The following is a 22,580-nucleotide window of genomic DNA, read 5'->3' on the forward strand; positions in this document are numbered from 1 at the left end:
TGCTGTGACCGGAAAGGTTTGCCGGGAAGCTCGCGGCGTCCGGTGCGGTGCCTCGCAAGGCGGAGCATGACCCGCGTACTGGATGTACTCGGGTCATGCGACAACGCCGCGAGGTGCCGTGCCGGGCGTCGCGAGCCGGTGAACCTTTCCGGTCACGGCACTAGGCGGTGTCCGGCCCCCGCGCGCGTGACGGACGCCTCAGGGCCCGGTCGCGCGCGGGAGTGGACCGGACGTCCCGTCAGGACCGAGGGTGGGCGGCATGAGCGATCACCACAGGGTGTCCGCCGGGCCCGTCGAGCCCTCCGGGCGCGGGCCGACGGGTACGGAGGCCGAGGAGATCCGGGAGTTCTGGGGGCGGCTCGGGCTGCCCGGACTGATCGACGTCCACACGCACTTCATGCCCGAGCGTGTGCTGCGCAAGGTCTGGGAGTACTTCGACGGGGTCGGGCCGCTGACCGGCGGACTGGAGTGGCCGATCACCTACCGCGAGGAGGAGGCGGAACGGACCGCCCGGCTGCGGCGGTTCGGCGTACGGGCCTTCACGGCGATGCTCTACCCGCACAAGCCCGGCATGGCCCGCTGGCTGAACGGCTGGGCGGTCGACTTCGCCCGCCGCACCCCGGACTGCCTGCACACCGCCACCCTCTATCCCGAGCCGGACGCCGAGGCGTACGTCCGGGAGGCCGTGACGGCGGGCGCGCGGGTCTTCAAGGCGCATGTGCAGGTGGGGGCGTACGACCCGGCCGACGAACTCCTCGACCCCGTCTGGGGACTGCTCGCCGAGGCGGGGGTCCCCGTGGTGATCCACTGCGGTTCGGGGCCCGCGCCCGGCAAGCACACCGGCCCCGGACCGATCACGCGGGTGCTGGCCCGCCATCCCCGACTGCGGCTGATCGTCGCGCACATGGGGATGCCCGAGTACGAGGACTTCCTGGACCTCGCCGAACGGTACGGGGAGGTGCGGCTGGACACGACCATGGCGTTCACCGACTTCTCCGAGGTCCTCGCGCCGTTCCCCCGCCGCGCCCTGCCCCGGCTGGCCGCCCTCGGCGACCGCGTCCTGCTCGGCTCCGACTTCCCCAACATCCCCTACCCCTACCTCCACCAGCTCCGGGCCCTGGAGCGGCTGGGGCTGGGAGAGGAGTGGCTGCGCGCGGTGTGCCACGACAACGGGGCGGAGCTCTTCGGTCGGTGAGGGCCGGGGGTCCGGTGGGGGCGCCGGGCCCGGCGGCGGGTCGGGTTCAGCGGCCTGTCAGGCGCGGCGGCGGGTGCCCATCGCGTACGCGAGGCCGTACGCGGCGGCCGCGGCGAGGACGAGGCCGAGGGGGGAGAACCAGTCGACGCCGCCGTCCGCCTCGCTGGTCCACCACGCCTTCGCCGGGAAGAACGGCTCGTAGCTCAACAGGTCCCAGGCGGCCGTGGGCGTCGACTCGACCGCGTAGACCAGGGGCAGGGAGTTGGTGTAGCCGAGGAACGCGCCGAGCACGGCGATGAGGGCCGCGCCGATGCGCGCGCCGTTGCCGCGGCCGCCCACCAGCCCGACGAGGAGTCCCACGATCGCCCCGTTGAGCAGGGCGTGCCCGAGGTAGAGGGCGTTGGCCGTGGTGAGCGTCTGGTCCTTGTAGGTGGCGACGTTGAGGAGGGTGTACAGCAGCGCCACGAGGAACGAGGCGAGCAACCCGAGGAGGACGGCGCCCACCGGGTGGCCGCCGGCGCGCGGGGGACGCGGTGCGAAGGGCTGCGGCGCGAACGGCGGCGCCGGGTACGCCCCGGGGACCGGCTGCGGCCCGTACCCGGGCGGTCCCGGCGGCTGTTGCGGTGGGACGGGCTGCCCGTACGGCTGGTAGGGGTGCTGCGGCGGCGGTGGCTGGTTCATGGTGGTCCCCCGGTGTGAACTGGCTGGAACCGCAAGCTATCAACGGGAACGGTGGGACCGGTCGGAGCGGGGGGCGGACCTTGTGAAGGACCGGGCGGGGCCGGTCCGGCACCGTCCGCGGGGCGGGTCAGCGACCGCCCGTGGAGCCGGGTGACGTGTCCCGGGTGGGGCGGCGGGAGGGGGCCCGGCGGCCCGTCGCCGTGCCGGCGACCGTGAGGACCGCGAAGAGGGCGAGGGCGGCGGCGGGGGCGAGGACGGTCCAGGGGGCCAGTTCGGCGTAGGGCTGGTTCTCGGACAGGAGGCGGCCCCACTCCGGGGTGGGCGGCTGTTCGCCGAGGCCGAGGAAGCCCAGGGAGGCCAGGACGAGGACCGTGGTCGGCAGGCGCAGGAGCGCGTTGCGCAGCAGGGCGGGCAGGACCGCGGGGAGCAGGTGGTGGCGCAGGAGGTAGCCGGGCCCGGCGCCGAAGGAGACGGACGCGAGCAGATGGCCGCTGGCCCGTTCCTGTTCGAGGAGGGCGGACGTCTGGGCGGCGTACGGGGTCCAGCCCACGAGGCACACGGCGCAGGCCGCGCCCCCCACGGAAGGGCCGGTCAGCGTGGTGACGAGCAGGCCCGCGAGGACGGCCGGCAGCGTCGACACCACCTCGGTGAGGCCCGCGCCCGCCTGGGTCGCCGCGCCGATCAGGAGTCCGAGGAGGGCGCTGACGGCGGTGACGGCGAGGGCGACGGAGGCCGTGCGCAGCGCGCCGTGGCCGAGGCGGGCCAGCAGGTCCCGGCCGAGCGCGTCGGTGCCCAGGGGGTGGTCGGGGGACGGCGGCAGCAGCCGGGCCGCGGTGTCCACGTGGAGGGGGTCGCGCAGCAGGCCGGCCACGACGAGGGTGAGCAGGGCGAGGGCGCAGCAGCCGATGATCCAGGGCAGGGAGCGGGGCCGGGGCAGCGCGGGCGGGTGCAGCGCGGGCAGGGCGCCGTCGCGCAGGGCCGGGCCGAGCAGGGCGCGGCGCAGCGCCTGGATGACCAGGCCCGCGCCGACGCCGAGGAGGACCAGGGCGAGGGTCGCCGTCTGGAGGGGCGGCAGGTCCTGGGCGATGGCGGCCTCCAGGGCGAGCCGGCCGAGACCCGGGATGTTGAAGATCTTTTCCACCGCGACGGCGCCGCCGACCAGGCCGACCACGGTCGGCAGGAGCTGCGGGAGCACCCCAGACAGGGCGCGGCGCAGTGCCGTGCGGGCGATCCGGCCGGGTGGCAGGCCGTAGGCGCGCCAGGTGCGGGCCCATGGCTCGTGGAACGCGGCGGGCAGCGCCTGGTCGAGCAGACCGCCGATCACCGCGCCGGAGGGCACACCGAGGGCGAGCGAGGGCAGCACCATCGACGCCGGGCCCGTCCAGCCCTGCGAGGGGAACCAGCCCAGCCACACGCCGCACACCATCGCCAGCAGGGAGGCGAGGAGGAACTTGGGCAGCGCGGCGAGGACGGCCGCGCCGACGCCCGCCCGGCCCCGGAGCAGTCGCTGCCGCGACCCGAGGCAGAGGGTGCGGGCGCTGACCAGCGCGGCCACCGCGGCGGTCACGGCCAGCGCGCCCAGCATCAGGGTGAGGGAGACCGCGAAGGCGGTCGTGACCTGGGGCAGGACGGGTTCGCCCGACACCCACGAGGTGCCCGCGTCACCGCGCGCCAGCCCCTCCAGCCACCGGCCGAGATGGACGAACGGCCCCTCGTCGAGGCCGAGTCGTTCCCGTACGGCGGCCAACTGGGCCGGGGTGGGGTCCTGTTCGGCGGAGCGGGCGCGCAGCACGGTGAGCGCCGGGTCGGTGCCGGACAGCCAGGGCAGGAAGGCGACGGCCGTGAGCAGGGCGGTGGCGGCGACGGCCCGGCCGGCCCCCGCCCGCCACCGGGTCGGCAGTCCGTCGGCACCGGCCGGAGTGACGCTCATCGGCGGCTACTTCAGGTGGGTGTCGACGTCGACGAGGGACCGCTCGCGGGGGTCGAGGAGGACGCCCTCGACGTCGTCGGCGATGCCCTGCACGACCTTCTCGTGGACCAGCGGGACGACGGCGTCGGTGCGCAGGATCTCCGCCTCGGCCCGCATGATCTTCCGGTGCCGCTCGGCGGTGTCGCCCTCCTCGGCGGCCGCCCGGATCGCCCGGTCGACCTTCGCGTCCTTCAGGCCGGCGATGTTGTAGACGCCGTCGCCGGTGAAGTCGCTGGCGAGGTAGGCGACCGCGTCGCCGGTGTCGAGGAGCGTGACGCGGGAGAAGACGAGCGCGTCGTACGTGCCGGCGAGGAGGTCGGCCTCCATCTGCGTGTACTCGCGGACGTCCTGCTTCACGGTGAACCCGGCCTTCTCCAGCTGCTGTTGGAGGACGGTCGCGGCCTCGGGGAGTTCGGCGCGGTTGGTGTAGGTGGCCAGTCGCAGGGTCCGGCCCTTCGTCTCCTTCCGCACCTGCGCGGTGGTCGCGGCCTTGGCCCGGCCGGTCACCTCGACGCGGTCGGCGGCGGCCCAGGGGACGGCGGGCCCGAACAGGCCCTCGGCCTGGTCGGCGTAGCCGCCGAAGACGGAGTCGACGAGGACGCCGCCGTCGACGGCCTCGCGGGCGGCGGCGCGCAGGGAGGCGTCGGCGAACAGGCCGCTCGCGGTGTTGAGGACCAGGCTGTCGGTGCGTACGGACGGCACCTCGTGGCGGGTGCTCTTGTCGAGGAGCTTCGCCTGTGCGGTGGGGATCCACTCGGCGATGTCGACGTCGCCGCCGCGCAGGGCGCTCGCGCGGGCGGTGCCGTCGGCTATCCAGCTGACGTCGATGCCGGGTGCCTCGGCCCTGCCGCCCCAGTAGCCGTCGTAGCGGTCGAGGGTGGCCTTGGTCTTGCCGCTGAGCCTGGTGATCTCGAACGGGCCGGTGCCGGTGCCGATGGGGCTGACGGTGCCGTCCTTCGCGTACGCCTTCGGGGAGAGGACGGCGAGGGCGGGGCTGGCGAGCCGCAGCGGGAGGACCGGGTCGGGGGTCTTCGTGGTGAGGGTGACGGTGTCGGCGTCGTCGGCCTTCGCGGTCAGGGTGACGTCGCTGAGGACGCGGGGCTTGGTCTCCGCCTCGTTCGCGTGGTCGAGGGCGCCCACCACGGTGTCGGCGGTGACCTCGGTGCCGTCCTGGAAGGTGGCCTCGCGCAGCTCGAACGTCCAGGTCGTGTCGTTCTGCCGCTTCCAGGACTTCGCCAGGGCGGGCGCGGCGGCGCCGTCCTTGTTCAGCGCGGTGAGGCCCTCGGCGACGGAGAGCTTGCTGAGGACGGTGGCGTCGTTGCTGTACGGCGACAGGGCCTGCGCCGGCGGCACGGCGAGGGCGATCCGCAGCCGGCCGCCCGCACCCGCCCCGTCCGTCCCCGAGCCGCCGTCGCCGGACGCGAAGCAGCCGGCCAGCAGGGGGCTGAGGGCGAGCGCCGCGATGAGGCCGCGGGACGTGGTGCGCATGGTGGGTCCTGTCGTGCGAGGGGTGGGGCGCGCCCCGGCGCACGGGGGCCGTTCGACAGGGCCGGGCCAGCTTATAAGGCAAGCCTTACCGAATCCGCGGTGGGTGGGTGAATTCTCAACCACCGAATCCCACCGGACCCCGCCACGGGGGGCGGGTGCGGCGGGGACCGGGCACGGCATGATCAAGGGGTCAGTGGTGGACGACCGGAAGGGCGGCGGGGGCCGTGGACGAGCAGACGGAGATCTCGACGGCGAAGCAGGCCGCCGACGACCACCTGGTCCTCGCCTTCGGGCGGCTACAGGGGGCGGCGAACCGGCTGGAGTACATCCTGGGGCGGGCCCTGGAGCAGGAGTGCGGCATCAGCCATCTCATGTTCGAGGTGCTGCTCATCCTGGGCCGGGCGGGCGAGCCGGGGCTGTCCATGCGGGCCATCGCACAGGAGCAGGTGCTGACCACCGGCGGCGCCACCCGGCTGGTCGACCGCATGGAGGCCGCCGGGCTCGTGGAACGGGGCGAGGACCCCGAGGACCGGCGGGGCCGGCTGGTACGCCTCACCCCGGTCGGGGAGGAGAAGGCGGTCGCGGCGGCCCGCGTCCACGTCGAGAACATCCGCCGCTACTTCCTGGCCCCGCTCCCGGCCGAGGACCGGGAGCGGTTCGCGGAGAACCTGCGCGCCCTGAGCCACTCGGCGCGGGACATCCTGCCGCGACTGCCCTGACGGGGGCTCGGTCGGGGGCTCGGTCGGGGGCTCGGTCGAGGGCTCGGTCGAGGGCTCGGTCGGGGGCTCGCCCAGGGGTCTCCACCTGCTGGTCCGTGAAGTCGGGTAAGTGAGCGTAACCATGTGTAAGTGAGTGTCGTTGTCACGGTGTGAATCTGACGGAATGGGCGAAGACGCAGGGCGTGCATCCGCAGACCGCGTATCGCTGGTTCCGTGAGGGGACGCTGCCGGTACCGGCTCAGCGGGTCGGGCCGCGCACGATCCTGGTGAACATCGACGTGAACAGCACGCCCGAGGCCATCGGTGGTCTGGGCCTGTATGCCCGGGTGTCCTCGCACGATCAGAAGAACGATCTGGAACGCCAGGTTGCTCGGCTGTCGGCGTGGGCGGTGAAGGCCGGTCACCGAGTCGTTCGTGTCGAGGCGGAGATCGCTTCCGGGATGAACGGCTGCCGTTCCAAGGCTCGGCGTCTGCTGGCCGACCCGAACGTGACCACTGTGGTGGTGGAGCATAAGGACCGGCTCGGCCGGATGAACGTCGAACTTGTCGAGGCCGCCTTGTCCGCGACGGGCCGTCGCCTGGTGGTGGTGGACGACGGCGAGGTCGAAGACGACCTGGTGCGGGACATGGTGGAGGTGCTGACGTCGTTCTGCGCCCGTCTGTACGGGCGCAGGTCGGCGAAGAACCGCGCCCGCAAGGCACTGGAAGCGGCCGAACATGGCTGACCTCCGCCCGATCGCCGCGCCGTTCGTCGCTCTCGGCCCATCCGGTGTGGCGGTACGTACCCGGCTAGGAGACCTCACGCCCGCGGATGAGAAGGCTCTGCGCTTGGTGGGTGCACACCTGGGCTCGCTCGCCTCGAAGGACCTCAAAGCGCGTTGCGCTGACGGCCTGGAGCACTCCACCGAGTCATGGGCAGCCCGTAAGCGGGACCTGACGGCTGAGTCGTCGTCCAGGTGGGCCGGGTCGATCACGAAGGCCACGCATGACCAGTGGGCGCTCGCCCGGCGCGGCCAGGCCGCGCACGTCCAGTCCCTCGAAGCCGGTATCACGACGATCCGCCACCGGCTGTCGCTGCCGGTCGGGGAGAAGGGCACCAAGCGGACTCCGGGCGGCTACCGCTCCGCGCACGAGTGGTTCAACAAAGCACGCCGCCTGCATGTGCTGGAGGACCGGCTCGACCAGGTCCGGGCTGACCGGGAAGCGGGCCGGGTGCACGTCGTGCGTGGCGGTAAACGTCTGCTGGGCACCCGTGACAACCTCGACAAGGCGCAGCTCACCGAGGCCGAGTGGCGTGAGCGGTGGGAAGCCGGGCGCTGGTTCCTCCAGGCGGACGGCGAGTCGGGGAAAAGGTTCGGCAACGAGACGATCCGCATCACGCCCGAGGGCGAAGTGTCGATCAAACTCCCGGCCCGGCTCGCCGACCTGGCGAACGCCAGGCACGGCCGGTACGTACTCGCCGCGAAGGTACGCTTCCCCCACCGGGGGCAGGAGTGGGCCGACCGCGTGGAGGCGAACCGGGCCGTGGCCTACCGTATCCACTACGACACGGGACGCGGGCGCTGGTACGTGGACGCCTCCTGGCGGATCCCTCCCACCAAGACCATCTCACTCAAAGCCGCCCTCGCCGACGGCGTGATCGGCGTGGACACCAACACCGACCACCTCGCCGCATGGCGCCTCGACACTCACGGCAACCCGACTGGCCGGCCGCGCCGGTTCTTCTTCGACCTGTCCCGAGGCGCCCAGCACCGCGACGCCCAGGTACGGCACGCCCTCACGCGGCTGCTGAACTGGGCCAAGACCTGCGGCGTCAAGGCCATCGCGGTCGAAGACCTCGACTTCCAGACCGAGAAAACCAGAGAGAAGCACGGGCGCAAGCGCCGATTCCGACAACTCATCTCCGGCATGCCGACCGGCAAGCTCCGTGCCCGGCTGACCTCCATGGCCGACGCCACAGGTATCGCGATCATCGCTGTGGACCCGGCCTACACCAGCAAGTGGGGCGCCCAGCACTGGCAAAAACCGATGGCCGGCCCCACCCGTAGGACCACCCGGCACGATGCGGCGAGCATCGCGATCGGACGACGCGCCCAGGGACACCCGATCCGGCGACGGACGACACCGCCCCGTGCACACCAGAGCGATGTGCACGGGCATCGGACCATCCAGGCCGATCGGCATGCCCCTGGGCGTGAGGGACCCCGCCCCCGCATCCCCGGACCACGGACACGATCCGTGCCGCCGGACCCGGCGAGTACGCGGGCAACCAGGACATCCAAAACCGTTCGGGGTGTCCGCAGTGACCAGGTATGGGTCCAAGACTCACTCCTGCTCACTGATTAGGAACGGTTCGCTGCCGCCCCTGAACGCCGACCCGTGCTGTGATGAGCGTCACCTGCTCCAGGGAAATGCCTGACAAGTCAGTTACTGTTTCGTCAGGTGACTGGCCCGCGACCCGGGCGGGCGTCCCATCCCTGCGAGGTCCTCCATGCAGCTCGTCTACGCCTTCGATGCCTACTGCGGCTGGTCCCACGGCTTCTCCGGGACCCTCGGCGACGTCGTCTCCCGCCACCCCGGACTGCCGGTCGAGGTGGTCTCCGGCGGACTGTTCACCGGGTCGCGCCGACTGCCGATCCGCGAGTTCGGCCATGTCCGGGGCGCCAACGCCCAGATCGCGCGGCTGACCGGCGCCGAGTTCGGCGAGCGCTACGAGCGGCTGATCGCCGACGGTTCGTTCGTCATGGACTCCGAGGCCGCCGCGCGCGGCATGGCCGCCCTGCGCGGGGCCGCCCCGGAGCGGGCCGCCGAACTCGCCGTCGCCCTCCAGCGCGCCTTCTACGTCGACGGGCTGAGCCTCTCCGACCCGGCCACCTACCGCACGGTGGCCGAGGCGGCCGGGCTCGACGCCGACGCCGTGGTCGCCGCGTTCGACGCGCCCGAGGCGTCGGTCGCCGCCGAGGCCGACTTCCGCCGGACGGCCGAGCTCGGCGTCACCGGCTTCCCGACCCTGCTCGCCGTCGACGGCCCGCACATCACCGTCCTGGCCATCGGCCGCGCCACCGCCGACCGGATAGACCGCCGCCTGACGTCCCTGACGGCCGCCCGCTGAGACCGGCGGGTCGCGCCGCTCGCCGACCGGGCCCGGCGCAGGCCGCCTCCGCCGTCAACGTCCACCCCGTCCCGCATCCCACCCCGGAGGAACCCGCGATGAGTGAACTGTCCTTCAAGATCCTCGACCTCGACTTCCCGGCCGGCGTCAAGAACAAGACGGCCACCCTGGTCACCGGTGAGAACGAGGCGCTGCTGGTCGACGCCGGCTTCACCCGTGCCGACGGGCACCGGCTGGCCGCCGAGGTCCTCGACTCGGGCAAGAAGCTGACGACCGTGTTCGTCAGCCACGGCGACCCCGACTTCTACTTCGGAGCCGAAGTGATCGCCGACGCCTTCCCCGACGCCGTCTTCGTCGCCACCCCGCACGTCATCGAGCACATCCGGCACTCCTACGAGGGCAAGCTCAAGGCGTGGGCCGCGCTCGGCCCCAACCTGCCCACCCGGCTTGTCGACCTCACCCCGCTCACCGGCGATCTGACCCTGGAGGGCCACCGCTTCGAGCTCAAGGGCGGCCCTGCCGCGCTGCCCGACCGCCACTACCTGTGGCAGGCCGGGAGCAGGACGCTCCTCGGCGGTGTCCTGCTGTTCCAGCGCGAGCACGTCTGGGTCGCCGACACACCCACCCCCGGTGACCGCGCCGCCTGGATCGACCTGCTCGACGAGATGGCCGCCCTCGGCCCGGAGCTGGTCGTCCCCGGCCACCGGCTGCCCGACGCCCCGGCCGACGCCTCCGCGATCGCCGCGACCCGCGAGTACCTCCTCGCCTTCGAGGAGGAGCTGGGCAGGGCCACCGACGGCGCCGCCCTCACCGAGGCGCTCGTCGCCCGCCACCCCGACCACGGCATGGGGATCGCCGCGCAGATCGGCGCGAAGGTCGCCAAGGGCGAGATGACGTGGGGCTGACATGAGCGACCGCACCGGCTTCACCGACGTCACGACGTCCTCCGCGCCCGCCGACGTCGTACGGCGCCAGTACCTGGCCTCCGCCGCCGGCGACCTGGCGGCCCTGCGGGCCACCCTCGCGCCCGACGTGGAGTGGACGGAGATGGCCGGCTTCCCGCTGGCCGGCACCTACCGCACCCCCGACGGCGTCACGTCGAACGTGATGGAGCGGCTGGGCCAGGACTGGGACGACTGGACCGCCCACGACGACACCTACGTCGTCGACGGCGAGAACGTCGTCGTCCTCGCCCGCTACACCGCGACGAACAAGGCCACCGGCAAGCCGATCGACGTCCGCGTGGCCCACCACTTCGTGGTCCGCGGCGGCCTCATCGTCCGCTTCGAACAGTTCGTCGACACGGCGCGCGTCCGCGAGGCGATGCCCACCTGAACCCGGCCCCCCGTACCCCGTCCCCCTCCCCCGACGAACCCCGGGCCATCGGCCCGGGGTTCGCCCGTCTCGGCGACCGACGGAGGCGGACCTGGGGGCCACCGGGAGCACCGCCGGGCGGGCTCGCCGGGGGCGCCACCGGGCGCCCCTGGGTGTGACCGGGATCACTCCGCCGGGAAAACCCGCCTCCGGGCGCGGGCGTCTAGGGGGTGTGAGAGCAGTCAGGAAGGGACGGGGTGGCGAGCCGGACGAGGAGCGTCTCGTGCGGCTCGTGGCCCGTGGCGATCGCGCGGCGTTCGAGGAGCTGTACCGGCGGACCGCGCCGTGGCTCGCGGTCCGGCTGCGGCGGCGCTGCGCGGACGAGCAGATCGTCGCCGAGGTCATGCAGGAGACGTACCTGGCGGTGTGGCGCGCGGCGGGCGCGTTCGCCGGGGCGGCGGTGGGCGGCACGGCCGTCGGCTGGCTGTGGACGATCGCGGCGCGCCGCCTCGTCGACGCGTTCCGGCGGCGGGCCCACCACGCGCAGCCGCCACCGACCGCCGCACTCCCCCACGCGGCGCCCGCCGCCGAGGAGGAGGCGCTCGCGGCCACCGTCGGCGGTGACGTGGGGGACGCGCTGCGGCGCCTCGCGCCGGAGCTCCGGCAGGTACTTCAGGCGATGGTGCTCGACGGGCTTTCGGTCCGGGAGACCGCCGTCCTGCTCGGGCTGCCCGAGGGCACGGTCAAGACCCGGGCCCGCCGGGCCCGGCTCGCGATGCGGAAGGCACTGACATGAGCGTGGAACACGCGTCGACGCGGATCATCGAGGCCTACGCGCGCGGCGCCGCCGGCCTGCCGGACGACGAGGTGTGGGCCGTGGAGGCCCATCTGGAGGTGTGCCCGGTCTGCCGGGACCGGCTGTCGGCCGCCGTCACCGCCGGGGTGCCCGCCGTGGCGTCCCTGGTCGACACCGTGTGGTCCGGCCTCGAACCACAGGTGGCGGCCACCGCCGCGCCGCCCCGCCGCCGGCGCCGGCCGGCGTGGCTGTCGCGGTGGGCGACCCCCGCGATGGTGCCGTGGCTCGCCATGGCCGCCGCCGTGACGCTCGCCGCCCTGCTGCTCGACCTGCTCGGCGGCAGCCCCCACCCGGGATCCGGTGAGGTGTCCCCGGTGCTGGTGCTCGCCCCGGTGCTGCCCGTGCTCGGCGTCGCCGCCTCCTGGGCGCGCGGCCTCGACCCCGCGTACGAGCTGACCGCCTCGGTCCCCCGGGCCGGGCTCCAGCTGGTGCTGCGGCGGACCGTGGCCGTGCTCGCGGTGGTGGTGCCCGTGCTGCTGGTGGGCGGCTGGGCGACCGGGGTGACGGTCGCGCTGTGGCTGCTGCCCTGCCTGGCCTTCACCTCGGCGACGCTGGCGCTCGGCGGGGTGATCGGCGTGACCCGCGCCGCCGTCTCGCTGGTGGTGGTGTGGGCCGCCGTGATCGTCGCGCCGACCCTCGCCGACGGCCGTACCACGGTCGCCCTGCGGACGGACGGACTGCCCGTGTGGGGCTTGATCCTCGCTCTCGGACTCGTAGTCGTGATCGCCCGCAGGGGCGCGTACTCCGTGCTGGGAGCCCATCGATGACCATCGGAAAGGACCACATGTCCACGGTGAGCGCGGCCGACATCGCGCCGACGGCCTACGCCTGGGAGATCCGGGCCGACGGGCTGAAGGTGAAGGTCGGCAGGAAACGCATGGCCGTCGACGGGCTCGACCTGTCGCTGGGCACCGGCGTGCACGGCCTCCTGGGGCCCAACGGGGCCGGCAAGACCACCCTCATCCGGGCGCTGGCGACGGTGCTGCGACCCACGGAGGGCTCCCTGGAACTGCTCGGCGAGTCCGTCGGCGGCCGGGGCGAGCACCGCGCGCTGCGCCGCAGGATCGGCTATCTGCCGCAGGAGTTCGGCTACTACAAGCGGTTCACGGTCCGCGAGTTCGTCGAGTACATGGCGTGGCTGAAGGAGGTGCCCAAGGCGGACATCCCCGCGGCCGTGCAGCGCGCCGTGGAGCGGGTGGGGCTCGCGGACCGCGCCGACGACCGGATGAAAACCCTGTCGGGCGGCATGGTGCGCCGGGCCGGTATCGCCCAGGCCATCGTCAACGACCCGACCGTCCTGCTGCTGGACGAGCCGACGGCCGGCCTGGACCCTGCGCAGCGGGTGCGGTTCCGGCAGCTGCTCCAGGAGCTGGGCACGGACACCTGTGTCGTCGTCTCCACGCACCTGGTGGAGGACGTCGCCGCCGCCTGCACGGACGTGGTGCTGTTCGCGGAGGGCCGGCTCGTCTTCCAGGGCACCCCCGACGAGCTGGCCGCCGCGGGCGGCCCCGAGCATGTGGGCGACAGCCCGCTGGAGCGCGGCTACGCGGCGCTGCTCCAGGGCTCCGTCGGGGAGAGGGGCGCCTGGTGAACGGCCGTGTCCTGCGTATCGAGCTGAGGCGGTCCGTGGCCCCGTGGGCCGGCGCCGTGGTCCTGGTGACCGCCCTGGGGTTCCTGTATCTGCTGAGCGGGCCCTGGTGGAAGGGCACCCCGCTGTGGACGGCGCAGTGGACGTCCATGGCGATGTGGACCCGCACCCTGCTGATCTTCCTGTGGCCGCTCGCCGTGGCGCTCGGGGCGCTCCAGGGGCTGCGCGACCACCGTTCGAAGGTCTCGGAGCTGCTGGCGAGCACCCCGCGGCCCGCCCGGCACCGCGCGGCCATGACGGCGGGCGCGAGCGCGCTGACCCTGACGCTGGCCTTCGGTCTCTTCGTCCTCCAGGGCGCGGTCCAGGTTCTCGGCCACGCCCGGTACCACCACCTGGGCTGGCTGCCGATCTCGCTGGTCGGAGGGTTCTCCCTGGTCGCGGGGGCCGTCCTCGGCATGGGGATCGCACGCGCCCTGCCGTCCCCGCTCACCCCGCCCGCGCTGGCCGTGGCCGCGTTCCTGTTCACCGGTTTCGTACGGCAGTGGTCGGACACCGCGGTGCCGACGTCCACCCTGCCGAACCGGCTGGTGCTGCTGTCGCCGACGGTGGCGGACGTACGGGAGATCCTGCTGACCCTCTCCGCCCGGGTGCACCTCGGGCAGACCGCGTGGCTGCTCGGGATGGCGGTGACAGGCTTCGCGCTGCTGCTCGCCGTGACGCCGCGCACCCGGCTGCTCGCCCTCGCCCCCGTGGTGGCGGGCGCGGCGATCGCCCTGCTCGTGCTGCCGTCCGACCCGCGCCGGACGTACGTCGTCGACGAGGCCGCCGCCGCGCAGGTGTGCGACGGGCCCGTGTGTGTGGCCCGCGTCCACGAGGCACGTCTGAACGGGCTCACGGGCCCCGGCCGCAAGGCGCTCGGCCTGCTGCGCGACGCCCTCGGCGACCGGGCGCCCACGACCATCCGGGAGATCACCACCCCACGAGGACTCATCGAGCGGCCCCAGCGGTCCCGTACGGCCGTGCTCGTCGACTTCGACGACGACGCCTTCGCCCGCGCCGGGAGCGAGGACCTGACCCGGGCCCTGGTCGCCCAGGGCATGGCGCCGACGTGCTGGGCACGCAGCCAGCAGGAGAGCGGCACGCTGGGCGAGACCGCCGCGCAGAGCGTGCTGGCGGGGTGGGCCCTCGGGAAGCTGGAGCCGATCCGCGGCACCATGCACCCCGCGCAGGAGCAGCTCGCCACGGCCCGCCCGGTGTTCCGGGAGCTGGAGGGGCTGCGCTGGTCCGAGCAGGTCGCGCGGATCAGGGCGGCGCACGCCGCGGCGCTCTCCTGCGAGGGCGACCCGCTGACGGTACTGGAGGGCGGTGCGTCCCGGTGAGGTGGCTGACGCTGTACGCGCGGTCCCGCCAGGTGCCCGTCTCCCTGGCCGCGGTGCTGGTCGGCGCGGTCGCGGTGTGGGCACTCGCCGGGAACGGCGACGGACGGAGCGCTCCCCTGCTGCCGGTGTTCGCGCTCGCCGCCGGGGTGACGGCGGCCTCCGTCGGGCTCGGTGGTCAGGACGTGGCGCTGGACCGTACGGCCGCGATCCGCTGGAGGTTCCGCCGCACGGCGCACGTGCTGCTGATCGGCACGGTCGTCTGCGCGGTGCCGCTGGTCCTGGGGGTGCTCGGCGAGGACCTGGCGACCGCCGGGTTCCTCGTCCGCGACGCGGCCGGGCTGACGGGGCTGGTCGCCGCCGGGGCGGCGGGGTTCGGGGCGCGGTACGCGTGGACCCCGCCGATCGCCTGGCTGTCCGTCTCGATGGTCACCCCGTCCCCGGAGGGCCTGCCCGAGGAGGTGGCCGGCTGGCTGCTGCTGCCGCCGGGCACCCCCGCCGCCACCTGGACGGCGCTGGTCCTCGCGGCCCTCGGCACCACGGTGTACGCGCTCGCGGGCCCGAGGCGGTGACCGGCGCCGGAGGGACGGCGGAACTTCACGGGGTACTTCGCGGGGTACTTCACGGGGTACTTCGCGGGGTGCCGGCAGCGGAACTTCGCGGGGTGCGGCAGCCGTTGGCAGGGTGACGCGTGGAACGTGCGCGGACGCTGGACGACATGGGCTGAAGCCGAGGTGGCACGGATGGCGATGTGGGATCGGATCAAGGACCAGGCCAAGGGGCTGCAACAGCAGGCACAGTCACGGGGCCTCGGCGGACCGGGTCAGCAACACGGCCAGGGACACGGCCACGCCCCGGGCCAGGCGTACGGGCAGGGGCACGGACACGGGCGTCCGGGCGGATCCGGCGGTTCGAAGGCCCAGCTGGTCAGCGCCCTCAAGTCCCAGCTGACGTCGCTGAAGACGGAGCTCAAGAGCGGCGCCTACCGTGACGCGAGCATGGCCATGTGCGCGCTGGTCGCCGCCGCCGACGGCACGGTGGACCCGGCCGAGCGGCAGCACGTGGAGTCGCTGATCCTGAACAACGACGTGTTGCAGAACTTCCCCGCGGACCAGTTGCGGCAGCGGTTCAACAAGCATGTGGACCAGCTGTCGTTCGACTTCCAGCAGGGCAAGGCGGCCGTGCTCCAGGAGATCGCCAAGGCGGCGAAGAAGCCGCAGGAGGCCCGTGCGGTCGTCCAGACCGGCTTCGTCGTCGCGGGCGCCGACGGGTACATCGCGCCGGCCGAGGAGCAGGTCCTGCGCGAGGCGTGCGGGGTGCTCGGGCTGCCCACGCAGGAGTTCGGCCTCTGACGGACCACCCGTCGCGGCCGAGAGATACGGCAACCCCGGTTCTTCGAACCGGGGTTGCCGTATGACCGGAGCCGGTCGTCAGCCGGTCACCGGCCGCAGCTTCGCGCGGAAGTGCCGCAGGATCGGCGACTGCTCCACGATCCGGAAGCCGTGCACCGACCCGGCGTCCTTGGCGATCTTCTCCAGGGTCCGGCCGACGTGGTCGTAGTGGCTGCGCGTGTACACCCGGCGCGGCAGCGCCAGCCGCACCAGCTCGTACGGCGCGCTCTTGATCGGGTTGCCGTCCTCGTCCTCCTCGCCGAGGTAGAGCGACCCGAGCTCCGCCGAACGGATCCCGCCTTCGAGGTAGAGGCGGCAGGCGAGGGCGTGGCCCGGGTAGTTGTGCGGCGGTATGTGCGGCAGCAGCCGCCCGGCGTTGAGGTAGAGGGCGTGCAGGCCCGGCGGTTCGAGGATGTCGACGCCCGCCGCGCGGACCCGCCCGGCGAGATGCGTGGCGACCTCGGCCCGCTCCGCGAGATAGCTGGGCTCAGTCACCTCCAGCAGGCCGACGGCCATCATGTCGAGGTCGCGGCCGGCGAGTCCGCCGTAGGTGGCGAAGCCCTCGGTGGCGATGAGGAGCCGTTCGCACTTCTCGGCGAGCACGGGGTCGTTCAGTCCGATGAAGCCGCCGATGTGGACGATGGCGTCCTTCTTGGCGCTCATCACACAGCCGTCGGCGAGGCGGAACGCCTCCTCGGCGACCTGGCGCGGGGTGTGGCCGGAGTAGGCGGCCTCGTGACGGGTCACCAGCCAGGCGTTCTCGGCGAACCGGGCGGCGTCCAGGATCATGGGGACGCCGTGGCGGCGGCAGAGCGCGGCGGTGGCCTTGAGGTTCTCCATGGAGACGGGCTGCCCGCCGCCGCCGTTGTTGGTGATCGTCATGACGACGACGCGCACCCGGGAGGCGTCCGGTCCCTCCAGCCAGGTCCGCAGCGCGTCGAGGTCGATGTTCCCCTTGAACGGCTGCTCGCTGTCGAGGTCCTTGGCCTCCGGGCACGGCAGGTCATGAGCCTGACACCCGGAGAGTTCGACGTTGGCGCGGGTGGTGTCGAAGTGGGTGTTGGCCAGCACGATGCCGCCCGGTTCGAGGAGCGTCGAGAACAGGATGCGTTCGGCGGCGCGCCCCTGGTGGGCGGGGAGGATGTGCGGGAAGCCGGTCAGCTCCGTCACCGTCTCGTGGAAGCGGTAGAAGGAGCGCGAGCCGGCGTAGGACTCGTCGCCCTCCATGCCGGCGGCGAGCTGGGCGGCGGAGATGGCGCCGGTGCCCGAGTCGCTGAGCAGATCGATGGTCACCTCGTCGGCCCGCAGGTCGAAGAGGTTGTAGTCCACCCGTTTCAGCGCCTCCTCGCGCTGCTCACGGGTGGTGAGGGCGAGCGGCTCGACGACTTTGATGCGGTAGGGCTCCACTGTGGTCTGTGCTCCTGTTGCTCTGTGGACTCAACTGATGGCTGGTGTGCCGGGGACCGGCTCGCGTGCCGTGCCGGAGGGCGCCCGCTGGAGGGGCGGCGGGGAGGCCGGCGGCAGGACCTCGTACGCCTCCGAGGAGAGGTACGTCGTCACGCGCGGCGGTCTGCCCCGTTCGTGGGCCAGCGCCACGTACGCGATGAGCCCCCGCCCGTCGCGCGGTGCGCGCGGGGTGAGGGCGGTCAGCGCCCGTTCGAGTACGGCGGGGTCGACGCCGTGGCGGGCGAGGACGGCCGTGGCCCGGTCGAGCGCCACCCCGTCGTGCGGGACGTACCCCCGGATCGGGACGTGCAGGGTGAAGCCGGTGGGCCCGCCCGTCGTCCGGGTGAAGGAGTGGCAGGTCAGCACGGGCCGCCGGTCGAACCGCGCCTCGGGGCCCGGTGTCCCGTCGTCGTAGCCGCCCGTCTGCCGGAGGAAACCTTCCAGCACCTCGGCGTCGGGGCCGGCACCCATCCGGGACAGCCCGCCCGCGTCGGGCACCCTCAGTTCGCGATGGGTGACGTACACCTTCACGCGGGGCGCCTGCCAGTCGCCGAGGTCGAGGGCGAGGAAGGGGTAGCCGTCGCCGGACGGCAGCGTGTCGAAGGCGCCCCGGTGGCCGAGCCGGTCCAGTGCCTCGCGTACGGTCTCGGCGGCCCGGTCCGCGCCGCGCGCCGCCGGGTTCAGATAGACCTTGACCTTGGGGACGCCGCCGGGCCGCAGTTCCAGCGCGATCCACAGGGCCAGCGGGCCCTCGGGGTCGTCCGGGAGGAACAGATCCTCCAGCAGGTCGAGCTGGCCGGTGGCGAAGCCCCAGCGGTCGGCCATCGAGCGGACGACCGCCAGCCCGGCCCGGCCGTTGTCCCGCAGGCTCTCGGCCCCGCTGCCCGGTTCCAGCAGCACCCGCAGGGCCGGGGGCCCGTCCGGGACGAACGACAGCGAGAACTCCACCGGTGTGGAGTCGTCGGAGAGGAAGGTCCAGGCGGGGGGCGGCAGGTCCAGGGACCGTTCGGCGACCCCGGCCAACGCGTCGGTCAGCACCCGCGCATAGGTCTCGGCGTCGGCCTCGTCGATCCCCGACACCTGGCACAACCGCAGCAACTGGCCCGTCACGAGACCGCCGAGCGTCTTCGTCGCCCGCGCCTCCACGGCGCCGGGCCCGCTCACGACAGGCCCCCCGGGGTGCGGGAGGACACAGAAAGATACCCGCCGACCTCGGCGGGTATCTCGTCGCGCGGTAACTGACGGGTGGTCACGCCCCCCGGAGAGCCTTCGTTCCCCAGGGGGCCGCGCCGTCGGGAGCGGTGGTGTGCGGCGGAAGGTCGAGCAGCGGCGTCGTCGGAAACGTGGTCCACGACACCTCCCTTGTTTCGTTAGTCACCACGAATGCCGCCGCGTTACTACCCCTTAGGTTGAATCTTCATGCAGTGTCAGGACGTCGCTCCTGTTGCGTGCATCACCCCTTCAACCAGGACAGGAAGGAGCTCCAGACACCCGACCGCTCCGCCCTGCGGCCGGCCGGCGCCTGGTGGTCGGTCCGTGCGGTCTCCTGCGCACGCGGCGGGGTGGGCCGGTGCACGACCTGCGGGGTGAAGCGGCACGGCAGCACGGCGAGCGCCCGGTGGAACGGGCCCGGCCGCCAGGTCAGGCTGTCCTCCGGCACCGCCAGCTCGATGTCGTGCAGCCGGTTCAGCAGGTTCTCGATGGCCGTCATGGTGACCAGCCGGGCGAGGTCCTTGGACGGGCAGGCGTGCGGGCCCGCGCTCCACGCGAGGTGGGCGCGCCGGCCGCCGGTCTGCCGGGCCGCGGCCAGCGCCGGGTCGGTGTTGGCGGCGGTGATGCTGACCAGCACCAGGTCGCCGGCGCGCATCTTCGTCCCGGCGAAGTCCAGGTCGGAGGCCGGGTAGTGGGGCGCGTAGTTCGCCATGGGCGGGTTCTCCCACAGCGTGTCGTCGATGGCCTCCTCGATGAGGCCGCCGTCGGCGTACTGGTCGTGGGTGAGCAGCCGGTGCAGGGTGTTGCCGATGAGGTTGCGCAGCGGTTCGGCGCCCGCGCCCAGCAGCAGGATCAGCTGGTGGACGAGTTCCTCGTCGCTCAGCCGGGCCTCGTGCCGCATCAGGTGCGAGGTGACGTCGTCGGCGGGCCGGGCCCGCTTCAGCGCCACGAGTTCGCCGACGGCCTGGCCGAGCACCATGTTGGCCTTCTCGGCGTTGACGCCCTCGAAGACACCGGAGATACCGAAGACGACCCGGTCGCCGACGTCCGCCGGGCAGCCGAACAGCTCGTTGAACACGAGCAGCGGCAGCTGCTTGACGTAGTCGTTCATCAGGTCGACCGAGCCGCGCGCGGCGACCTGGGCTATCAGGTAGTCGGAGGCGCGCTTGGTCATCTCCGTCAGCTGCCGGGAGTCCACGCGGGCCAGGCTGTCGGTGATCGCCTGGCGCAGCCGGGCGTGCTCGGCGCCGTCGGTGAACATGGCGTTGGGCCGGTAGCCCAGCATCGGCACGACGGGGTTGTCCGGGCCGATCCTGCCCTCGGCGACGTCCCGCCAGCGCCGGGCGTCCTTGCGGAAGTTGCTCGAGTCCTGGAGCAGGTGGAGCGCCGTCGCGTGGTCGGTGACGAGGGTCGCGTCCACACCGGGCGCGATCTCGACCGGCGCGGTCGCCCCGAAGCGCCGCAGGTACGCGTAGTACGCCTGGGGGTCGGCGGCGTACTCGGGGGTGTACAGCGGCACCGGCAGTCCGCTGCCGTGGGCGGGGCACCCGGGTGGCGGAACGGGGGAGTGGGGTTCGGGGGTCATGTCTTTCGTCTTGCTCCTAACGGGCGCGGTCCATCAAGTAGCGGACGAGCGTGATCAGCGCTTCGGCGGACGATCTCTCGTCGCGCGCGTCGCAGACGACGACCGGGGTGTCGTCGAGCAGATCGAGCGCTTCGCGCAGCGCCCTCTCGTCCCGCAGTGGTGAACCGTCGAAGTGGTTGACGGCGATCGCGTAGTCGAGCCCGTACTGCTCGATCAGGTCGATCACCGCGAAGGAGTCCGCCAGCCGCTCGGGGTCGACCAGCACCAGCGCGCCGAGGGCGCCGCGTGCCATGTCCTCCCACATCTGCACGAAGCGCTGCTGTCCGGGCGTACCGAACAGATACAGAACGACGCGTTCGCTGACGGTCAGCCGGCCGAAGTCCATGGCGACCGTGGTGGTGGTCTTGCCCTGGACCCCCTTGAGGTCGTCGATGGCCTCACCCGCGCGGGTCATCGTCTCCTCGGTGGACAGCGGCGAGATCTCGGAGATCGACCCGATGAACGTGGTCTTGCCCACCGCGAAGTGCCCGACCACCAGGATCTTCACGGCGGTCTGGGTCTCCCCGCCCCGGACGTACGCCTGCTCATCCAAACTTGGCCCGGAGACCATTCAGCACCTCCTCGAGAATCTGCAGGTTGGCCACGGGGGCCCGCTGCTCGGGCGGGCGGCTGATGAGGTAGCCGCCCTCGGAGAGCGCGGCGAGCAGGATCTTCACCACGCCCACCGGGAGCTGCATGTGCCCCGCGATCTCGGCGACGGAGAGGTAGCCGCCGACGCACATCCGCAGCACCTCCTGCTCCTCCGGGGAGAGGCGGGCGGGCCGCTGCTGGTGGTCGGCCGCCGCCGTGACCAGCGTGATCAGCGAGAACTGACCCTCGCCGGGCAGATGACGGCCGCCCGTGATGACGTACGGCCGCACTAATTCGGCGGCCTCGTGCTCCTGCTTGTCGGCATCGCTCATGGCCGTACCACGCTGCTCTCGCGAGGCGGAGCAGTCAGAACCTTGCCCAACTGCCCGACAAGCTGCTGCATCCGGAAGGTGATGTCCGCCATGTCGACGTCGGAGGACGCGGACACGGCGAGGTAGGCGCCGGCGCCGGCGGAGATCAGGAAGATCCAGCCGCCGTCGAACTCGACCAGGGTCTGCTGCCAGCGCAGATCGGATCCGTCACAGAAGAACGCCAGCGACCGGCTCAGCGACTGCAGACCGCTCATGGCGGCGGCGGCCTTGTCCGCGTCGTCCTTGCTCACGTCCTTGGAGCGGGCCCGCTGGAGCCCGTCGGCGGAGATGAGCACGGCGTGCAGAGCCCCGGGGATCTCCAGGGCGCTGTCCAGCATCCAGGAAAGATCGTTGTTCATGAGACCTCGTGCCCTTCACTGCTCGCGTCACCCGTGCCGCTCGACCGCTCGCCGTCGGGGTGTGTGGCGCGACCCTTGTCCGTGCCCTGCTTGAAGGCGGCCATGATCGCCGCCGTGTCCTCGCTGCGCCGCCGCGGGGCGGGCGGGGCCGACGGACCGCTGTTGGAGACGAGCGCCATGGGCCGCTTGCGCCGGCGCCGGGGCAGGCCGTCGTCGGTGGTCGGCAGGGGCAGGGAGGGCTCGGGGCCGGCCTCGCGCGCCACGGCGACCGTGTCGACGACCGGCGTCCGCTCCCGGGTCTCCTGGACGACCGCGACGGGCTCCTGCGGCTCCTGCGGGGTCGGCATGTCGGTGAGCAGCTCGTCGGGCAGCAGCACGACGGCCCGCACACCGCCGTACGGCGACGTGGAGTCCACGGAGACCGTGAAGCCGAACCGCTCGCAGAGCACACCGATCACGGCGAAGCCGAACTGCGGCGGGTTGCCGAGTCCGGACACACCGGAGGCACGCTCGCTCGTCAGGAGCTTCTCGGCCCTGGCCTTCTCCTCCTCGTTCATACCGACACCGGCGTCGTCGACGACGATGCAGACGCCCTTGGGGACGGTACGGACGTTGATCTCCACCACGGTGTCGGGGCTGGAGTAGCTGGTCGCGTTGTCGAGCAGCTCGGCGAGCGCGAGCGCCACCGGCTCCACGGCACGGCTGGTGAGCCCGAAGTCCACCTTCGACAGGATCTGCACACGCTGGAAGTGGCGGATCCTGCCCTGGGCGCTGCGGACCACGTCGTAGACCGAGGCCACGTCGCGGTGGCGGCCGAGCCAGCCCTCGCAGAGCACGGCGATGGACTGGGCGCGGCGACCGAACTGCGCGTTCATGTGGTCGATCTCCAGGAGGTCCTGGAGCATGACGGAGTCGCCGTACTTGCGCTGGAGACCCGAGATGATGCGCTGCTGTTCGGCGGCGAGACCCTGGAGCGTCCTCATCGCGGACTTCAGGGCCGTACGCGTTTCCGCCTCGGCCTCCTGCTGCGCCTCTCGGACGGACTGGGAGTAATGAGTCTCCAACTCACCGTAGTGGTTCTTGAGCCCTGCGATCTCCTGTCGTAATCCGCGGGCCGCCCGTCGCTGGCGAACAACGAGGGCGGCTGCGAGAAGGGTTAGGACAAGAAGAACCCAAAGCACCGGATTCTGTATGTATGGCGTCATGAGACCCTCTTCAGGCGGCTGAAGGCCAGCTACTGAAATCCCGTCAATGCGCGCAGACCGGAGGTCGCCCATCCAGGGTCGCC

Annotated in this window: 23 protein-coding genes; 13 read left to right on the forward strand and 10 right to left on the reverse strand. The window is 72.8% G+C overall.

All coding sequences use genetic code 11. The annotated features are described in order from the left end of the window. Positions 1 to 259: 259 nt before the first annotated feature. Complete coding sequence (locus SMA5143A_RS11340; protein WP_107462907.1) at positions 260 to 1,195, forward strand: amidohydrolase family protein; 936 nt, start codon at positions 260 to 262, stop codon at positions 1,193 to 1,195. A 57-nt stretch (positions 1,196 to 1,252) separates the two neighbouring features. Here the strand turns inward: SMA5143A_RS11340 and SMA5143A_RS44565 are convergent, their stop codons facing one another. The 3 genes from SMA5143A_RS44565 to SMA5143A_RS11355 form a co-directional block, all read right to left on the reverse strand. Next, positions 1,253 to 1,876 (reverse strand): hypothetical protein, encoded by a 624-nt coding sequence (locus SMA5143A_RS44565; protein ID WP_107462806.1) that lies wholly within the window; start codon positions 1,874 to 1,876, stop codon positions 1,253 to 1,255. A gap of 127 nt (positions 1,877 to 2,003) precedes the next feature. Further along, on the reverse strand, positions 2,004 to 3,806 hold the full coding sequence (locus tag SMA5143A_RS11350; protein WP_107462808.1) for an ABC transporter permease subunit: 1,803 nt from the start codon (positions 3,804 to 3,806) through the stop codon (positions 2,004 to 2,006). A gap of 6 nt (positions 3,807 to 3,812) precedes the next feature. Next, positions 3,813 to 5,333 carry an ABC transporter substrate-binding protein gene (locus SMA5143A_RS11355; RefSeq protein WP_107462810.1) on the reverse strand — a complete coding sequence of 507 codons (1,521 nt, stop codon included), beginning with the start codon at positions 5,331 to 5,333 and terminating at the stop codon, positions 3,813 to 3,815. 224 nt (positions 5,334 to 5,557) lie between these two features. Here SMA5143A_RS11355 and SMA5143A_RS11360 point away from each other — a divergent pair, with 224 nt between their 5' ends. From SMA5143A_RS11360 to SMA5143A_RS11420, 12 genes are all read left to right on the forward strand, one after another. Beyond that, complete coding sequence (locus tag SMA5143A_RS11360) at positions 5,558 to 6,052, forward strand: MarR family winged helix-turn-helix transcriptional regulator (protein WP_107462812.1); 495 nt, start codon at positions 5,558 to 5,560, stop codon at positions 6,050 to 6,052. Positions 6,053 to 6,201: 149 nt separating this feature from the next. Beyond that, positions 6,202 to 6,777 carry an IS607 family transposase gene (locus SMA5143A_RS11370; RefSeq protein WP_107462814.1) on the forward strand — a complete coding sequence of 192 codons (576 nt, stop codon included), beginning with the start codon at positions 6,202 to 6,204 and terminating at the stop codon, positions 6,775 to 6,777. Next, positions 6,770 to 8,398, forward strand: a complete 1,629-nt coding sequence (locus tag SMA5143A_RS11375; RefSeq protein ID WP_107462822.1) for an IS200/IS605 family element transposase accessory protein TnpB — start codon at positions 6,770 to 6,772, stop codon at positions 8,396 to 8,398. Before SMA5143A_RS11370 ends, SMA5143A_RS11375 begins: the two co-directional genes overlap by 8 nt. A 145-nt stretch (positions 8,399 to 8,543) precedes the next feature. Beyond that, a complete protein-coding gene (locus SMA5143A_RS11380; RefSeq protein WP_107462824.1) occupies positions 8,544 to 9,164 on the forward strand; it encodes a DsbA family protein in 621 nt (206 codons plus the stop codon). A 98-nt stretch (positions 9,165 to 9,262) separates the two neighbouring features. Next, entirely contained in the window at positions 9,263 to 10,069 is an 807-nt protein-coding gene (locus SMA5143A_RS11385; RefSeq protein ID WP_107462826.1) for an MBL fold metallo-hydrolase, read from the forward strand. Position 10,070: 1 nt separating this feature from the next. Next, positions 10,071 to 10,499, forward strand: coding sequence for a nuclear transport factor 2 family protein (locus tag SMA5143A_RS11390; protein ID WP_107462828.1), 429 nt, complete (start codon positions 10,071 to 10,073; stop codon positions 10,497 to 10,499). A gap of 271 nt (positions 10,500 to 10,770) precedes the next feature. After that, positions 10,771 to 11,274, forward strand: coding sequence for an RNA polymerase sigma factor (locus tag SMA5143A_RS11395; RefSeq protein ID WP_219923583.1), 504 nt, complete (start codon positions 10,771 to 10,773; stop codon positions 11,272 to 11,274). Beyond that, on the forward strand, positions 11,271 to 12,101 hold the full coding sequence (locus SMA5143A_RS11400) for a zf-HC2 domain-containing protein (protein WP_107462831.1): 831 nt from the start codon (positions 11,271 to 11,273) through the stop codon (positions 12,099 to 12,101). Before SMA5143A_RS11395 ends, SMA5143A_RS11400 begins: the two co-directional genes overlap by 4 nt. Beyond that, positions 12,098 to 12,925 carry an ABC transporter ATP-binding protein gene (locus SMA5143A_RS11405; RefSeq protein WP_107462832.1) on the forward strand — a complete coding sequence of 276 codons (828 nt, stop codon included), beginning with the start codon at positions 12,098 to 12,100 and terminating at the stop codon, positions 12,923 to 12,925. Before SMA5143A_RS11400 ends, SMA5143A_RS11405 begins: the two co-directional genes overlap by 4 nt. Continuing rightward, positions 12,922 to 14,301 carry a hypothetical protein gene (locus SMA5143A_RS11410; protein WP_107462833.1) on the forward strand — a complete coding sequence of 460 codons (1,380 nt, stop codon included), beginning with the start codon at positions 12,922 to 12,924 and terminating at the stop codon, positions 14,299 to 14,301. The genes SMA5143A_RS11405 and SMA5143A_RS11410 overlap by 4 nt, the downstream gene beginning before the upstream one ends. After that, entirely contained in the window at positions 14,298 to 14,870 is a 573-nt protein-coding gene (locus SMA5143A_RS11415; protein WP_107462834.1) for a hypothetical protein, read from the forward strand. The genes SMA5143A_RS11410 and SMA5143A_RS11415 overlap by 4 nt, the downstream gene beginning before the upstream one ends. Before the next feature lie 171 nt (positions 14,871 to 15,041). After that, positions 15,042 to 15,650 (forward strand): tellurite resistance TerB family protein, encoded by a 609-nt coding sequence (locus SMA5143A_RS11420; RefSeq protein WP_107462835.1) that lies wholly within the window; start codon positions 15,042 to 15,044, stop codon positions 15,648 to 15,650. A gap of 78 nt (positions 15,651 to 15,728) precedes the next feature. Here the strand turns inward: SMA5143A_RS11420 and SMA5143A_RS43805 are convergent, their stop codons facing one another. The 7 genes from SMA5143A_RS43805 to SMA5143A_RS11450 form a co-directional block, all read right to left on the reverse strand. Continuing rightward, a complete protein-coding gene (locus tag SMA5143A_RS43805; protein ID WP_258193470.1) occupies positions 15,729 to 17,096 on the reverse strand; it encodes a tryptophanase in 1,368 nt (455 codons plus the stop codon). Positions 17,097 to 17,126: 30 nt separating this feature from the next. After that, the gene (locus SMA5143A_RS43810; RefSeq protein ID WP_258193471.1) at positions 17,127 to 18,299 is read right to left on the reverse strand and encodes a tryptophan dimethylallyltransferase family protein; all 1,173 of its coding nucleotides are present in this window, start codon (positions 18,297 to 18,299) and stop codon (positions 17,127 to 17,129) included. Positions 18,300 to 18,588: 289 nt separating this feature from the next. After that, positions 18,589 to 19,932, reverse strand: coding sequence for a cytochrome P450 (locus SMA5143A_RS11430; RefSeq protein WP_107462836.1), 1,344 nt, complete (start codon positions 19,930 to 19,932; stop codon positions 18,589 to 18,591). Positions 19,933 to 19,948: 16 nt separating this feature from the next. Then, a complete protein-coding gene (locus SMA5143A_RS11435) occupies positions 19,949 to 20,542 on the reverse strand; it encodes a GTP-binding protein (protein ID WP_055514334.1) in 594 nt (197 codons plus the stop codon). Beyond that, complete coding sequence (locus tag SMA5143A_RS11440) at positions 20,517 to 20,894, reverse strand: DUF742 domain-containing protein (RefSeq protein WP_107462837.1); 378 nt, start codon at positions 20,892 to 20,894, stop codon at positions 20,517 to 20,519. Before SMA5143A_RS11440 ends, SMA5143A_RS11435 begins: the two co-directional genes overlap by 26 nt. Continuing rightward, a complete protein-coding gene (locus SMA5143A_RS11445; RefSeq protein ID WP_055540070.1) occupies positions 20,891 to 21,292 on the reverse strand; it encodes a roadblock/LC7 domain-containing protein in 402 nt (133 codons plus the stop codon). Before SMA5143A_RS11445 ends, SMA5143A_RS11440 begins: the two co-directional genes overlap by 4 nt. After that, positions 21,289 to 22,497, reverse strand: a complete 1,209-nt coding sequence (locus SMA5143A_RS11450) for a sensor histidine kinase (protein WP_107462838.1) — start codon at positions 22,495 to 22,497, stop codon at positions 21,289 to 21,291. Before SMA5143A_RS11450 ends, SMA5143A_RS11445 begins: the two co-directional genes overlap by 4 nt. Positions 22,498 to 22,580 lie beyond the last annotated feature (83 nt).

The organism is Streptomyces sp. MA5143a, from assembly GCF_900290235.1.
Taxonomy (GTDB): domain Bacteria; phylum Actinomycetota; class Actinomycetes; order Streptomycetales; family Streptomycetaceae; genus Streptomyces.

Coding starts and splice junctions, on each gene's coding strand:
- SMA5143A_RS11340 (WP_107462907.1), top strand. CDS start 260: ATGAGCGATCACCACAGGGTGTCCGCCGGGCCCGTCGAGCCCTCCGGG.
- SMA5143A_RS11400 (WP_107462831.1), top strand. CDS start 11,271: ATGAGCGTGGAACACGCGTCGACGCGGATCATCGAGGCCTACGCGCGC.
- SMA5143A_RS11450 (WP_107462838.1), bottom strand. CDS start 22,497: ATGACGCCATACATACAGAATCCGGTGCTTTGGGTTCTTCTTGTCCTA.
- SMA5143A_RS44565 (WP_107462806.1), bottom strand. CDS start 1,876: ATGAACCAGCCACCGCCGCCGCAGCACCCCTACCAGCCGTACGGGCAG.
- SMA5143A_RS11355 (WP_107462810.1), bottom strand. CDS start 5,333: ATGCGCACCACGTCCCGCGGCCTCATCGCGGCGCTCGCCCTCAGCCCC.
- SMA5143A_RS11440 (WP_107462837.1), bottom strand. CDS start 20,894: ATGAGCGATGCCGACAAGCAGGAGCACGAGGCCGCCGAATTAGTGCGG.
- SMA5143A_RS11435 (WP_055514334.1), bottom strand. CDS start 20,542: ATGGTCTCCGGGCCAAGTTTGGATGAGCAGGCGTACGTCCGGGGCGGG.
- SMA5143A_RS11380 (WP_107462824.1), top strand. CDS start 8,544: ATGCAGCTCGTCTACGCCTTCGATGCCTACTGCGGCTGGTCCCACGGC.
- SMA5143A_RS11385 (WP_107462826.1), top strand. CDS start 9,263: ATGAGTGAACTGTCCTTCAAGATCCTCGACCTCGACTTCCCGGCCGGC.
- SMA5143A_RS11420 (WP_107462835.1), top strand. CDS start 15,042: ATGGCGATGTGGGATCGGATCAAGGACCAGGCCAAGGGGCTGCAACAG.
- SMA5143A_RS11405 (WP_107462832.1), top strand. CDS start 12,098: ATGACCATCGGAAAGGACCACATGTCCACGGTGAGCGCGGCCGACATC.
- SMA5143A_RS11430 (WP_107462836.1), bottom strand. CDS start 19,932: ATGACCCCCGAACCCCACTCCCCCGTTCCGCCACCCGGGTGCCCCGCC.
- SMA5143A_RS11375 (WP_107462822.1), top strand. CDS start 6,770: ATGGCTGACCTCCGCCCGATCGCCGCGCCGTTCGTCGCTCTCGGCCCA.
- SMA5143A_RS11445 (WP_055540070.1), bottom strand. CDS start 21,292: ATGAACAACGATCTTTCCTGGATGCTGGACAGCGCCCTGGAGATCCCC.
- SMA5143A_RS11350 (WP_107462808.1), bottom strand. CDS start 3,806: ATGAGCGTCACTCCGGCCGGTGCCGACGGACTGCCGACCCGGTGGCGG.
- SMA5143A_RS11390 (WP_107462828.1), top strand. CDS start 10,071: ATGAGCGACCGCACCGGCTTCACCGACGTCACGACGTCCTCCGCGCCC.